The organism is Streptomyces sp. SID8352 (assembly GCF_009862265.1).
Lineage (GTDB): Bacteria > Actinomycetota > Actinomycetes > Streptomycetales > Streptomycetaceae > Streptomyces.
Map to the genome: position 1 here is coordinate 27,716 of NZ_WWGX01000095.1, position 12,989 is coordinate 40,704.

Genomic DNA, 12,989 nt, shown 5'->3' on the forward strand with positions numbered 1-12,989 from the left:
GCCCGTCCGTCCGTATCTCCGGGTTCCGTGCGGAACCCGTGTCCCGCACCGTGTGGAAAGGGTGGTTCACCATGTCCGGAACTCCGCCGAAGGACCCGTTCGAGGAACGGCTCTCCGGCGCGCTGCGCGAAGCCGGGGACGGCTTCGACACCGATCGCGCGGCCCTGGTCTCCGCCGGGCGGAGCCTCGGCCGCCGGGCCGCGCTGCGCCGCCGGGCCGGAATCCTCGGCGGGGCGGCCGGGATCGCCCTGATCGGGGTGGGCGGCGCGCTGGTGCTGCCCGGCACGGGCCCGGACGACGGCGCGGCGCACCGGGCGTCCGCCGCCGGGCCCGCCGCCCGTCCCGAGCGGGCCCCCGCCTCCTTCACGTCCGGCGAACTCCTGCGGGAGTTCAAGGCCGTGCTGCCGCGGGCGCGGTTCAGCGGGGAGGAGGCGCAGGGCACCGGCGCGCGGACGCCCCCGCACGCGCGGCTCGTGCTGGACGACGGGCGCGGGGCGGCGGCCGTCGGCATCGGCTTCGCCCGGCTGGAGCCCGGCAGCGCCGCGGTCCGCGAGGCGACCCGGTGCCCGGACCGGGCGCTCACCCCCCACGACTCCTGCGTCACCGAACGGCTGCCCGACGGCTCGGTGCTCACCGTGTTCCAGGGGTACGAGTACCCCGACCGCCGGGGGGACACCAAGTGGTGGAGCGCCGATCTGGTCACGGCCCGGGGCCTGCACATCTCCCTGAGCGAGTGGAACTCCCCCGCCGAGAAGGGCGCCCCCGTCAGTCGGCCCGAACCCCCGCTGAGCACGGCGCAGTTGAGGAAGGCCGTCACCGCCGGGGTGTGGCGCCGCGTGGCGGACACCCTGCCGGACCCGGCGAAGCAGGGCACCCGTCCGCCGGCGCCCCCGTCGGTCCCGGGCGAGGCGGTCCGCGCCACGCTCGCCCGGCTGCTGCCCCGCTCGGCGAAGGTGGTCGCGCAGGGCGCCCAGGAGACCGAGTTCGCCCATGTCGTGGTGGACGACGGGCGGGGCCGGAGCCTCGTCCAGGTCAATGTGCAGCCGCGCACGCCGGGCGACCGGTGGGAGGAGGGCGCCGCCGAGCCCCTTCCCGACGGCTCGCTCGTCCTCGCCTCGCGGGCTCCCGGCGAGAAGGGAGGCCCCGGGGTCGTGCAGTGGACGGCCGACACGCTGCGGCCCGGCGGACTGCGCGTGGTCGTCAGCGCCTTCAACTCCGGTACGCAGCACGGGGCCGCGACCCGGGACACCCCGGCCCTGACCATGGCCCAGCTGGAGGCGATCACGCTCAGCCCGGAGTGGGACGCGCTGCTGTAGCGCGGCACGGGCGGGAGCGGCTCCCTGCGGGGCCCGGCGTTCACCGCGGGCCCCGCAGGGCGTGGTGAGGGGGCGGGGCATGTGCCCCGCCCCCTCACCGGCGGCCGGTGGGCCGGACCCGTCCGGGTCCGGCCCACCGGCCGCCGCTGCCGAAGTGCCTTACTCAGAAGCCGTGTCGACGCGGCGTCGGCCTACTTCTCCGCAGCGTCCCCGGTCCGGCCGGAGGCGCCGTCCTCGGCGGACGTCCCGGCCTTCGCGGACGTCCCGGCCTTGTCCGACGCCTTGTCCGACTCCTTGTCCGTCACGGAGGCGTCGGTCTTGCCGGAGCCCCCGTCCTTGGCCGCGTCCGCGGTCCCCTGGGCGGTCCCGTCGGCCTTTCCGTCCGTGTCCGCCCCGCCGTCCTCGAAGTAGGCGTCCAGGACCTCGTCCAGGGCCGCGTCCCAGTCCTTGAAGCGGCTCCGGGACGGCGCCTCGACCTCGATGGGGTACCAACGGCGGTCGGGGGTGTGCACGGTGACGGTGTACCGCTTGCCGAAGCGGGCCGTCTCGGTCTCCACGGCGCCGATCTCGTCCCAGCGGAACTCGCACTCCTGGTCGTCCAGGGCGAGCCGGACGCCCCGGTGGTCCGCGACGATCCGCGCGCGGCGGTCGGCCGCCTCGAAGGCCGGGCCCTCCACCGCTTCGGACTCCGGCTCGGCGACACCGCCGTCGGGCTCGGCCGCACCGGCCTCCGGTCCGCCGGGGGCGGCGTCCTCCCCGGTCACCTCCGCCGTCCCGGGACGCGCGGCCTCCGGGGCGCCGGACACCCCGGGCGCGGTGAGCCCGGGGATGAAGGCCGGGTCGGACCCGGCGCCGTTCAGGGGCTGGCTGCTCGACTCTATGCGCTGCTCCACGCGGGCAGTATGGTCGACGATCCTGTGCCGGAGACAGTCGGGCCCGTCATCGTTATCAGACCCCTACCCGCGGCCCGCCCCGCGCCCCCGGTCAGCCGAGGACGGCGAGCGCGTCGATCTCGATGAGCAGCCCGGCGGGCAGACCGACGTAGACGGTGGTGCGGGCGGCGGGCGGCTGGGTGAGGCCCTGCTCCTCGAAGTACGCGTTGTAGAGGGCGTTCATCTCGGCGAAGTGGTCGACGTCGGTCAGGTAGACGCGGATCATCATCACGTCGTCCCAGCCCGCGCCGCCCTCCTCCAGGATGGACTTGACGTTCGCCAGGGTCTGGAGGGTCTGCTCGCGCAGGGTGGGGCCGGCCGGGGTGGGGGCCTTGCCCTCCTCGTGGGGCAGGAAGCCGACCTGCCCGGCGACCTGGAGGATGTTGCCCTTGCGGACGCCGTGGGAGAACTTCGCCGGGGGCGTGGTGTGGGTGGCCGGGGTGAGAGCGGTCTTTTCGGTCATGCCCTGTCCTTCTCGAAGCGGTGTTCGGGGTGTTGCACGGGAGTCCTGCCGGAGTACTCGCCGCTGATGGCGTCCGCGGTGCGGCGCACCAGCGGGAGCAGGGTGAGGAGTTCCTCCGCGGTGACGACGACGTTCGGCGCGGAGACCGACATCGCGGCGACCACCCGGTCGTCGGCGCCCCGGATGGGCGCGGCGATGCAGTTGATGGACTCCTCGTGGCCGCCGAGGTCGGTGGCCCAGCCCTGGTCGCGCACCGCCGCCAACTCCTTGAGGAAGGCGTCGGCGTGGGGCGTCGAACGGGCCGTGTAGAGGGGGTAGTCGAGGTCGTCGGCGATCGCCCGGCGCTCGCTCTCGGGGAGGTCGGCGAGGAGCAGCTTGGCGACGGCGGCGACGGTGATGGCGACGGGCTTGCCGATCCGGGAGTACATGCGGACCGGGTAGCGGCTCTCGACCTTGTCGATGTAGAGGACCTCGCCGTCCTCCTGGACCGCGAGGTGGACGGTGTGCCCGCACTGCTCGTTGAGGCGGACGAGGTGGGGGTGGGCGATCTCGCGGACGTCCAGGTTCTCCATCGCCTCCTGGGCGAGGGCGATCAGCCGGGCGCCGAGGCGGTAGCGCTGGTCGGACTGGCGGTAGACGAGGCCGTGGTCGTGGAGGGTGCGCAGCAGGCGCAGGGCGGTGGACTTGTGGACGCCGAGGCGGGCGGCGACCCGGCCCAGGTCGGCGGGGCCCTCCGCGAGCAGCGGCAGGATGCTGAGCGCGCGGTCGACGGTCTGGCTCATGGTGTGCGTACCTCCTCGTCGGCCCCCTGGCCGGCTCCCTCGCCGGTCCGGGTCCAGCCGGGGCCCAGTCGCAGTCTGCCCCACGCGTCGTCGGCGAGGGCGGCCAGGCGGTCCGCGTGGTCGCGGGCGGGCGGCTCGGCGAGGTCGCCGGGGACGGTGAGCGCGGCGGCGGCCATCAGGTGGCCGTGGCGCAGCCGGTCCCGTACCGGCAGGCCGCGCAGGGTGGCGGAGAGGAACCCGGCGGCGAAGGCGTCCCCCGCGCCGACGGCGGCGACGACGTCGACGCACAGGGCGGGGACGGTGGTGACGTGGGGGCCGTGGAAGGCGGTGGCGCCGGTGGCGCCCTGCTTGACGACCAGGACCTCCGGTTCGGGCAGAGCGGCCCGGACCGCGTGGGGACCGCCGGCGCCCCACGCCTCGTCCTCGCCGACGAAGACGATGTCGGCGCCGCGGGCCAGTTCCAGCAGGATCCGGGGGCCGTCGCCGCCGCGCCACAGCCGGGGCCGGTGGTTGACGTCGAAGGAGACCAGGGGGCGGCCGGGGCGGCGGGTGGTCAGCTCGCGCATCAGGGCGAGGCAGCCGGGGGAGAGGGCGGCGGTGATGCCGGACAGGTGCAGGACGCGCCCGGAGTGGACGGCGGCCAGGTCCAGGGTGTCCGGGGACATGGCGGAGGCGGCGGAGCCGGCCCGGTAGTAGGCGACCTCGTGGGCTGCGGTGGCGCGGTCCCCGGCGGTGCGGAAGTAGATGCCGGTGGGCCGCTCGGGGTCGCGGCGCACGGCGGAGACGTCGACGCCGTAGGAGGCGATGGACCGCACCAGGTGGTCGCCGAAGCCGTCGGCGCCGACCCGGCCGACCCAGCGGACGCGGTGTCCGGCGGCGGCCAGCACGCAGGCCACGTTGGACTCGGCCCCGCCGATGGCCCGGTCGAAGGAGGGCACGTCGGCGAGGCGGCCGGGCCGGGTGGGCAGGAAGGTGACCATGGACTCGCCGAGCGCGACGACGTCGGCGACGTCCGGGGTGGTGTCACGGGGGCCGTCGGCGGTCACGATGGTGTGGGCTCCTTGTCCTCTCGCGGGGCCCGGCGAATCCGTTGACCACGCATCGGGCGAGATGTTAGACAGCAGTGAGCGACATACGCAATGACTGTTGCGGACACTGCAACGCCTCACTTCAGGAGGGCAGGCCCATGGGCCGCGACGCCGACGCCACCGGCACGGACACCGGCGCACACCCCGGCACGGGCGCACCGCCCGGGACGGGCCCCGGCCCGGCGGACCGTGCGGACTCCCCCGCCGACCGGCCGAGTTCTTCCGCCGCCCGGCCCAATCCTCCCGCCACCCGGCCCAATCCTCCCGCCACCCACCCGAGTCCCCCCGCCACCCGCCCGGAGGCTCCCGCCCTGCTGGCCCGGCTGGCCGAGGAGCGCGTCGACCACCGCTTCAAGGGGCTGCCGCCGGACGCCGACGGGCTGACCGTCGGGGAGCTGGCCGAACAGCGCCGCAACCTGTTCACCGGCGGTTTCACCACCCCCGTCCTGACGCTGTCCGCCGAGCGCCTGGAGCACAACCTGGCGCTGATGGAGACCTACGCGGCCCGGCACGGACTGGCCTTCGCGCCGCACGGCAAGACCTCCATGGCCCCCCAGCTCTTCCACCGCCAGATCGGGCACGGCGCCTGGGGCGTCACCCTGGCCGTGCCGCACCAGGTGTGGGTGGCGCGGGCCTTCGGCGTCGGCCGGATCCTCCTCGCCAACGAACTGGTGGACGCCGCCGCGCTGCGCCGGATCTCCGCCGAGCTGGACGCCGACCCCGACTTCCGCTTCCTGTGCTACGTCGACTCGGTGCGCGGCGTCGAGCTGATGGACGCCGCGCTGACCGGGGCCGGGGCCGTCCGCCCGCTGGACGTGGTGGTCGAGCTGGCCGCCGGGGAGGGCGCCCGCACCGGGGCGCGCACCGCGGCGGAGTGCGCCGCGGTGGCCGACGCGGTGGCCGCGACGCGGACGCTGCGGCTGGCCGGGGTCGCCGGGTACGAGGGCGAGGTGCCCGCGGCCGACCCGGAGCGGGTGCGCGCCTGGCTGCGGCGGCTGGTGGAGCTGGCGGCGGAGCTGGACGCGGCGGGCCGGTTCGCCGGGGTCGACGAGGTGGTGCTGAGCGCGGGCGGCAGCGCCTGGTTCGACGCGGTGGCCGAGGTCTTCGCCGAGGTGCCCGAGCTGTCCCGGCCGGTGCTGAAGCTGCTCCGCTCGGGCGCGTACGTCTCCCACGACGACGGCCACTACAAGGAGCTGACCCCCTTCAACCGCGTCCCCGACGAGGGCGCGCTCCTGCCCGCGCTGCGCCTCTGGGCGCAGGTGGTCTCCCGGCCCTCCCCGGAACAGGCGTTCGCCAACGCGGGCAAGCGGGACGCCGCGTACGACCTCGACCTGCCGTTTGCCCAGGTGGTCCGCGGGGACGACGGCGCGGAGCGCCCGGCGGACGGGATCGCGGTGAGCGGGCTGTCCGACCAGCACACCTGGCTGCGCACCGGACCCGGTGCCGTCCTGGCGCCCGGGGACTGGCTCGGCATGGGCCTGTCGCACCCCTGCACGGCCTTCGACAAGTGGCCGCTGATCCCGGTCGTCCGCGCGGACGGGACCGTCGTGGACTACATCCGCACGTTCTTCTAGGGAGAGGGAAGGTTCCGGTGGAAGAGCTGGTCATCCGGGACGCCGACGTCGTGGACGGCTCGGGCGCGGACTCCTACCGCGCCGACGTCGTCGTCGACCGCGGCCGCATCACGGGCATCGTCAAGGAGGCGGCGGCCGCGGGCTGCATGCGCCCCCGGGCCCGCCGCGAACTGGACGCCGAGGGCCTGGTCCTGGCACCCGGCTTCGTCGACATGCACGCCCACAGCGATCTGGCGCTGCTGCGCGACCCCGACCACTGGGCCAAGGTCGCCCAGGGCGTCACCCTGGAGGTCATCGGCCAGGACGGGCTGTCCTACGCACCCGTCGACGACCGGACCCTCGGGGAGGTGCGCAGCGCCATCGCCGGGTGGAACGGCCCCGGCGACGACATCGACTTCGACTGGCGGTCGGTCGGCGAGTACCTGGACCGGCTGGACCGGGGCATCGCCGTGAACGCCGCGTACCTGATCCCGCAGGGCACCGTCCGCGCCCTCGTCGTCGGCTGGGAGGACCGGCCGGCGACCGCGGCCGAGCTGGACCGGATGCGGCGGCTGGTGGCGCGGGGCATGGAGGAGGGCGCGGTCGGCATGTCCTCCGGGCTGACCTACACGCCGGGCATGTACGCCGAGGACGCCGAGCTGACCGAGCTGTGCCGGGTGGTCGCCGGGTACGGCGGCTACTACTGCCCGCACCACCGCTCCTACGGGGCCGGGGCGCTGGCGGCGTACGAGGAGATGGTGCGGCTGGCCCGGCGGGCGGACTGCCCGCTGCACCTGGCCCACGCGACCATGAACTTCGGCGAGAACGAGGGCCGCGCCCCCGAGCTGCTGGCCCTGCTGGACGGGGCCCTGGACGCCGGTGCCGACATCACCCTGGACACCTACCCCTACACCCCCGGCTGCACCACGCTGGCGGCGCTGCTGCCGAGCTGGGCGGGCGAGGGCGGGCCCGCCGAGACACTGCGGCGGCTGGCCGACGACGCGACCGCCGCGCGGATCCGGCACGACCTGGAGGTGAGCGGCTCCGACGGCTGCCACGGGGTGCCGGTGGACTGGGACACGATCGAGGTCTCCGGCGTCACCGACCCGGCGCTCACCGGGTACACCGGCCGCACCGTGCTGGAGTCGGCGCGACGGCTCGGGGAGAGCCCCTGGACGGTCGCCCGCCGGCTGCTCCTCGCCGACCGGCTCGGGCCGACGATCCTCCAGCACGTCGGCCACGAGGAGAACGTCCGGGCGATCATGCGCCACCGGGTCCACACCGGCGGCTCGGACGGCATCCTGCGGGGCACCCGGCCCCATCCGCGGGCGTACGGCACCTTCCCGCACTACCTGGGGCGTTACGTGCGCGAGCTGGGCGTGCTCTCGCTGGAGGAGTGCGTCGCCCACCTCACCTCCCGGCCCGCGGCCCGGCTGCGGCTGCCGGACCGGGGCCTGGTCCGCGAGGGGTACCGCGCCGACCTGGTCCTGTTCGACCCGGCGACGGTCGCGGCGGGCAGCACCTACGAGGAGCCGCGCCGCCCGCCGGCCGGCATCCCGCACGTCCTGGTCGACGGGCGGTTCGCCGTGGAGGACGGCCGCCGCACCGACGTCCTGGCGGGCCGCTCGGTCCGCCGGACGCCCCGGTGAGAGGGGCACCCCGGTGAGGCGGACGCGCCGGTGGAGCGGGCGCCCCGATGAGACGGGCCCCCCGGCACCCCGGTGCGGCGGCGCGCGTGCGCCGGGGCCCCGGGTCCGGGCCCCGGGCTCCAGGCCCCGGGTGCCGGGTGCCGGGTGCCGGGCTCCGCGTCCGGCGCGGGGCCCGGCCGCTCCCGCTACGGCTTGGGCAAGGCGCATCCGGCGCGGGTGAGGTCCAGCTTGTTGCCGGTGCCGAAGCAGCCGGGGATCTGGTAGCTCTGCTGGGCGTAGTTGATGCCCCGGCGGACGGTGACGGTGCCGTCGGCGGCGACCTCGCAGGGGTTGTTGTCGGTGCAGCGGGCCCCGTCCTCGTTGCCGGTGTTGTTGACGGCGACGACCTTGCCGGTGGCGTTGTCGACGACCGGCGATCCGGAGGTGCCGCCGATGGTCTGGCAGGCGGAGGTGTAGCGGATGGAGTCCTTCCAGGTCCACTGCCCCTCCTTCAGCCGGTAGGCGAAGCCGTCGACCGAGCAGGAGTAGGTCCGCGTCCAGTAGCCGGAGACGACGGTGATCGCGGTCCCGGCGGCCGGGCGGGTGTCGGAGAGGGTGAGCGGGGAGATCCCCGAGGAGGCGCGGATCTGCGCGTAGGTGCTGGTGAGCTGGTAGAGGGAGACGTCCGTGTCGGTCATCGTGCCGTAGGCGAGCTTGGCGGCGCGCAAGGTGGCGACGCGCGTCCCGGCGGCGTTGAGGAGGCTGAAGGTGCGGCTGGAGGCCCGGTCGACGAGGACCTGGCCGGCGGCCGGGAAGCCGGTCTCCAGGCAGTGGCCGTTGGACATCACCAGCCCGGGGTCGTTGTCGCCGGAGGAGGGCAGGCGGACGAGGGCGCCCGAGCAGTTGCTGAGCGCGACGGTCCCGGCGAAGGAGACGGCCTGCGCCCCGGCGGGCCGCACGGTGGTGGAGGTCGCCTGGGCCCGGGGCGCGGCGGCCTCGGCCGGGGCGGGTGCGGAGGAGGCGGGTGCGGAGGAGGCGGACGACGCGATCGCCGGTGCCGCGCCGAGGCCGGTGAGGGCCAGGGTGGCGAGCACGGCCAGGAGAGGCTTCTTCATGTGGGGGTCCCCTCTGAGGCGGACACCGGAGATCTTCCGGCGGCCTTTTTGTCATGCACATTTTTGACATGACCCGCGCACCCCACAAGAAGGCGAACGGGTCACTTCCGGAGCCGTCCCCGCCCCCGCTCCCCCTCCCCCGCGGCACGGCCGGGCGGGGAATCCGGTGAAACGTCCGGTTCCACGTGGCGGAGAACACGGCCCGCGCGCCGCGGCCGGGCCGTAAGCTCACGGACATGCAGGTGATCCAGTCGACCAAGCTCGCCAACGTCTGTTACGAGATCCGGGGCCCGGTGCTCGAGGAGGCGATGCGGCTGGAAGCTGCCGGTCACCGCATCCTGAAGCTCAACACGGGCAACCCGGCGGCCTTCGGCTTCGAGTGCCCGCCCGAGATCCTGGAGGACATCCTCCGCAACGTCTCGTCCGCGCACGGCTACGGCGACGCCAAGGGCCTGCTGGCCGCGCGCCGCGCCGTGGTGATGCACAACCAGACCCTCGGCATCGAGACCGACGTCGAGCACGTCTTCATCGGCAACGGCGTCTCCGAGCTGATCGTGATGGCCATGCAGGCCCTGCTCGACGACGGCGACGAGGTGCTCGTACCGGCCCCGGACTACCCCCTGTGGACGGCCGCCGTCTCCCTGTCCGGCGGCACCGCGGTGCACTACCGCTGCGACGAGCAGTCCGACTGGATGCCCGACCTGGCCGATCTGGAGCGGAAGATCACCGACCGCACCAAGGCCCTGGTGATCATCAACCCGAACAACCCCACCGGCGCCGTCTACGACGAGACCGTGCTGCGCGGGCTGACCGACCTGGCCCGCCGCCACAACCTGCTGGTCTGCTCCGACGAGATCTACGACCGCATCCTGTACGACGACGCCGTCCACATCCCGACCGCCTCCGTCGCCCCCGACCTGCTCACCCTGACCTTCAACGGCATGTCGAAGGCGTACCGGGTGGCCGGGTACCGGGTGGGCTGGATGGCGATCTCGGGTCCCCGCGCGCACGCGGAGTCCTACATCGAGGGCCTGACGATCCTGGCCAACATGCGGCTGTGCGCCAACATGCCGGGCCAGCACGGGGTGGTGGCCGCGCTCGGCGGCCGGCAGACCATCGACGACCTCGTCCTGCCCGGCGGCCGGCTGCGCGAGCAGCGGGACGCGGCCTACGAGGCGCTGACCCGGATCCCCGGGGTGAGCTGCGTCAAGCCGAAGGGCGCGCTGTACCTGTTCCCGCGCCTGGACCCCGCGGTGTACAAGATCAAGGACGATCGGCGGATGGTCCTGGACCTGCTGCGGCAGGAGAAGATCATGGTCGTCCACGGCACCGGCTTCAACTGGCCCGACCCCGACCACTTCCGGGTGGTGACCCTGCCGACGGCCGGGGACCTGAGGGACGCGGTGGAGCGCATCGGCACCTTCCTGGACGGCTACGCCCAGGTCTGAGCCCTCCGCCCGGCCATGCACCCGGCGCACGCCGCCCGGGACCCGGGCCGCGCCGCCGCACATCCGCTCGGCACCGCCGGACGCCGGGTCCGCCGCCGCCCCGGGCCCGCCCCCTCGCGGCCCTCACTTTAGACTCGATCCAATGTAGGATGGTTTCCTGAAAGCAGTCAGGAGGCCGTTCCATGTACGAACCGATCCGCAGCACATCGGTCCACAGCACGGCCGGCACCCCCGCGGACTTCCCCGGCCGGTCCCGTGAGGACGAGCTGGACATCCAGCTCGCGGGCCATCTCTCCGCGCTGCTCGCCGCCACGGACGAGCTGCGCGCGATGGCGCCCTCCGGTGATCTGGACACCGCCGCCGACCGGCTCGCCGAGCAGGTCGCCCGGTTGCGGGGAGGCCGCTCGCCGGTCCGAGCGTCCCTGCCGTGCGCGCCCGCCGCGCGGCGCCCGGCCGCCCTGCACCGCAGGGCGCACACCCTGGCCGGCCGCGCCCTGGTGGTGGCCGCCTCGCGCGCCGACACCGCCGCCGCGATCCTGGCCGCCGAGCGGATGGACGCCCACGCCGCCGCCGGGGAGCGCCGGGAGCCGGCGCTCTGAGGACCGGGGCCCGCCGCGGCGGGCCCGTGAACGTTCTCGGCCCGGGGCCCCGCACGCCGTTGTGCGGGGCCCCGGGCCGTGTGCGGGGCCGCCTCCGCTCCGGGGAAGTTCGAGCTACTGGAGCGGGGGGCGCCCCCCTCGCGGCCGGCCTTCGTGACGACTTCGCGGGTCAGGGCTAGTCGGACCGGCCGCGGAGCGGGTGGCGGGAGGTCAGCCCAGGCGCTCCACCAGCGCCCGGTACTGCTCCCACAGCTCGGCGGGGGTGTGGTCGCCGAAGGTGTTCAGGTGGCCGGGGACGAGCGCCGCCTCCTCGCGCCAGACCTCCTTGTCGACGCTGAGCAGGAAGTCCAGGTCGGCCTCGGGCAGGTCGAGCCCCTCGGTGTCCAGGGACTCCTTGGTCGGCAGCACGCCGATCGGCGTCCGGACGCCCTCGGCCCGGCCCTCCAGCCGCTCGACGATCCACTTCAGCACCCGGCTGTTCTCGCCGAAGCCGGGCCAGACGAACCGTCCTCCGTCGTCCTTGCGGAACCAGTTGACGTAGTAGATCCGGGGCAGCTTGGCCGGGTCCTTGTCCTTGGCGACGTCGATCCAGTGGCCCATGTAGTCGCCCATGTTGTAGCCGCAGAACGGCAGCATGGCGAACGGGTCGCGGCGCAGCTCGCCCACCTTGCCCTCGGCGGCGGCGGTCTTCTCGGAGGCCACGTTGGCCCCGAGGAAGACGCCGTGGTTCCAGTCGAAGGACTCGGTGACCAGCGGGACGGCGGAGGCGCGGCGTCCGCCGAAGAGGATCGCGGAGATCGGCACGCCCCGGGGGTCCTCCCACTCCGGCGCGATGATCGGGCACTGCGCGGCGGGGGTGGTGAAGCGGGCGTTGGGGTGGGCGGCCGGGGTGCCGGACGCCGGGGTCCAGTCCTGGCCCTTCCAGTCGGTGAGATGGGCCGGGGTCTCCTCGGTCATCCCCTCCCACCACACGTCGCCGTCGTCGGTGAGGGCGACGTTGGTGAAGACGGAGTTGCCCCACAGCGTCCTCATCGCGTTGGCGTTGGTGTGCTCACCGGTGCCGGGCGCGACGCCGAAGAAGCCGGCCTCGGGGTTGATCGCGTAGAGGCGGCCGTCCTCGCCGAAGCGCATCCAGGCGATGTCGTCACCGATGGTCTCCACCGTCCAGCCGGGGACGGAGGGCTCCAGCATGGCGAGGTTGGTCTTGCCGCAGGCGGAGGGGAAGGCGGCGGCGACGTACCTGGCCTCGCCGGTGGGCGGGGTGAGCTTCAGCACCAGCATGTGCTCCGCGAGCCAGCCCTCGTCACGGGCCATGACGGAGGCGATGCGCAGGGCGTAGCACTTCTTGCCGAGCAGGGCGTTGCCGCCGTAGCCGGAGCCGTAGGACCAGATCTCGCGGTCCTCGGGGAAGTGGGAGATGTACTTGGTGGTGCTGCACGGCCAGGGCACGTCCTGCCCGCCGGGCTCCAGCGGGGCGCCGACGGTGTGCACCGCCCGGACGAAGAAGCCGTCCTCGCCCAGCTCGTCCAGGACCGGCTGTCCCATGCGGGTCATGGTGCGCATGGAGGCGGCGACGTAGGCGGAGTCGGTGATCTCGACGCCGAGCGCGGAGAGGGGGGAGCCGAGCGGGCCCATGCAGAAGGGGACGACGTACATGGTCCGGCCGCGCATGGCGCCCCGGAACAGCCCGTCGGCGCCGGTGAAGATCTCCCGCATCTCGGCGGGGTCCTTCCAGTGGTTGGTCGGGCCCGCGTCCTCCTCCTCGGCGGAGCAGATGAAGGTGCGGTCCTCGACGCGCGCGACGTCGGAGGGGTCGGAGGCGGCGTAGAAGGAGTTGGGGCGCTTGACCGGGTCGAGCCGGACGAAGGTGCCCTTCTCCACCAGCTCCTCGCACAGTCGCTCGTACTCGGCCTCGGAACCGTCGCACCAGACCACGCGGTCCGGCTGGGTGAGCTGGGCGATCTCGTCGACCCATGAGGCCAGTTCCCGGTGCCGGGTGGGGAGGACGGGGGGAGCCGCGATGTCGGGCGCCACGATTGCTCCTTGATGAGGGATTTCGGGTGGG

Annotated in this window: 11 protein-coding genes; 5 read left to right on the plus strand and 6 right to left on the minus strand. The window is 74.4% G+C overall.

The window, feature by feature from the left end:
* The first annotated feature begins 71 nt into the window (after positions 1 to 71).
* Positions 72 to 1,316 (plus strand): hypothetical protein, encoded by a 1,245-nt coding sequence (locus GTY84_RS28535; protein WP_161229293.1) that lies wholly within the window; start codon positions 72 to 74, stop codon positions 1,314 to 1,316.
* 191 nt (positions 1,317 to 1,507) lie between these two features.
* On the opposite strand, the gene GTY84_RS28540 is transcribed toward GTY84_RS28535, so the two are convergent.
* The 4 genes from GTY84_RS28540 to GTY84_RS28555 form a co-directional block, all read right to left on the minus strand.
* Positions 1,508 to 2,209, minus strand: coding sequence for a hypothetical protein (locus tag GTY84_RS28540; RefSeq protein WP_161229294.1), 702 nt, complete (start codon positions 2,207 to 2,209; stop codon positions 1,508 to 1,510).
* Between the two features lie 91 nt (positions 2,210 to 2,300).
* The gene (locus tag GTY84_RS28545) at positions 2,301 to 2,711 is read right to left on the minus strand and encodes a RidA family protein (protein WP_161229295.1); all 411 of its coding nucleotides are present in this window, start codon (positions 2,709 to 2,711) and stop codon (positions 2,301 to 2,303) included.
* Positions 2,708 to 3,493, minus strand: a complete 786-nt coding sequence (locus GTY84_RS28550; protein WP_161229296.1) for an IclR family transcriptional regulator — start codon at positions 3,491 to 3,493, stop codon at positions 2,708 to 2,710. The genes GTY84_RS28545 and GTY84_RS28550 overlap by 4 nt, the downstream gene beginning before the upstream one ends.
* Positions 3,490 to 4,539 (minus strand): sugar kinase, encoded by a 1,050-nt coding sequence (locus GTY84_RS28555; protein WP_161229297.1) that lies wholly within the window; start codon positions 4,537 to 4,539, stop codon positions 3,490 to 3,492. Before GTY84_RS28555 ends, GTY84_RS28550 begins: the two co-directional genes overlap by 4 nt.
* A gap of 140 nt (positions 4,540 to 4,679) precedes the next feature.
* Here GTY84_RS28555 and GTY84_RS28560 point away from each other — a divergent pair, with 140 nt between their 5' ends.
* Positions 4,680 to 6,155: an alanine racemase gene (locus tag GTY84_RS28560; protein WP_237532742.1), complete on the plus strand. Its 1,476-nt coding sequence runs from the start codon at positions 4,680 to 4,682 to the stop codon at positions 6,153 to 6,155.
* Between the two features lie 17 nt (positions 6,156 to 6,172).
* Positions 6,173 to 7,783 carry a D-aminoacylase gene (locus GTY84_RS28565; protein WP_161229298.1) on the plus strand — a complete coding sequence of 537 codons (1,611 nt, stop codon included), beginning with the start codon at positions 6,173 to 6,175 and terminating at the stop codon, positions 7,781 to 7,783.
* 185 nt (positions 7,784 to 7,968) lie between these two features.
* Here GTY84_RS28565 and GTY84_RS28570 read toward each other — a convergent pair whose 3' ends face one another.
* On the minus strand, positions 7,969 to 8,877 hold the full coding sequence (locus GTY84_RS28570; protein WP_161229299.1) for a serine protease: 909 nt from the start codon (positions 8,875 to 8,877) through the stop codon (positions 7,969 to 7,971).
* Positions 8,878 to 9,113: 236 nt separating this feature from the next.
* Here GTY84_RS28570 and GTY84_RS28575 point away from each other — a divergent pair, with 236 nt between their 5' ends.
* Together GTY84_RS28575 and GTY84_RS28580 are read left to right on the plus strand one after the other, a co-directional pair.
* On the plus strand, positions 9,114 to 10,325 hold the full coding sequence (locus GTY84_RS28575) for a pyridoxal phosphate-dependent aminotransferase (RefSeq protein ID WP_161229300.1): 1,212 nt from the start codon (positions 9,114 to 9,116) through the stop codon (positions 10,323 to 10,325).
* 182 nt (positions 10,326 to 10,507) lie between these two features.
* Entirely contained in the window at positions 10,508 to 10,924 is a 417-nt protein-coding gene (locus GTY84_RS28580; RefSeq protein ID WP_161229301.1) for a hypothetical protein, read from the plus strand.
* A 210-nt stretch (positions 10,925 to 11,134) separates the two neighbouring features.
* Here the strand turns inward: GTY84_RS28580 and GTY84_RS28585 are convergent, their stop codons facing one another.
* On the minus strand, positions 11,135 to 12,958 hold the full coding sequence (locus GTY84_RS28585) for a phosphoenolpyruvate carboxykinase (GTP) (RefSeq protein ID WP_161229302.1): 1,824 nt from the start codon (positions 12,956 to 12,958) through the stop codon (positions 11,135 to 11,137).
* Positions 12,959 to 12,989: the final 31 nt, after the last annotated feature.

Coding starts and splice junctions, on each gene's coding strand:
- GTY84_RS28560 (WP_237532742.1), top strand. CDS start 4,680: ATGGGCCGCGACGCCGACGCCACCGGCACGGACACCGGCGCACACCCC.
- GTY84_RS28535 (WP_161229293.1), top strand. CDS start 72: ATGTCCGGAACTCCGCCGAAGGACCCGTTCGAGGAACGGCTCTCCGGC.
- GTY84_RS28550 (WP_161229296.1), bottom strand. CDS start 3,493: ATGAGCCAGACCGTCGACCGCGCGCTCAGCATCCTGCCGCTGCTCGCG.
- GTY84_RS28575 (WP_161229300.1), top strand. CDS start 9,114: ATGCAGGTGATCCAGTCGACCAAGCTCGCCAACGTCTGTTACGAGATC.
- GTY84_RS28570 (WP_161229299.1), bottom strand. CDS start 8,877: ATGAAGAAGCCTCTCCTGGCCGTGCTCGCCACCCTGGCCCTCACCGGC.
- GTY84_RS28545 (WP_161229295.1), bottom strand. CDS start 2,711: ATGACCGAAAAGACCGCTCTCACCCCGGCCACCCACACCACGCCCCCG.
- GTY84_RS28580 (WP_161229301.1), top strand. CDS start 10,508: ATGTACGAACCGATCCGCAGCACATCGGTCCACAGCACGGCCGGCACC.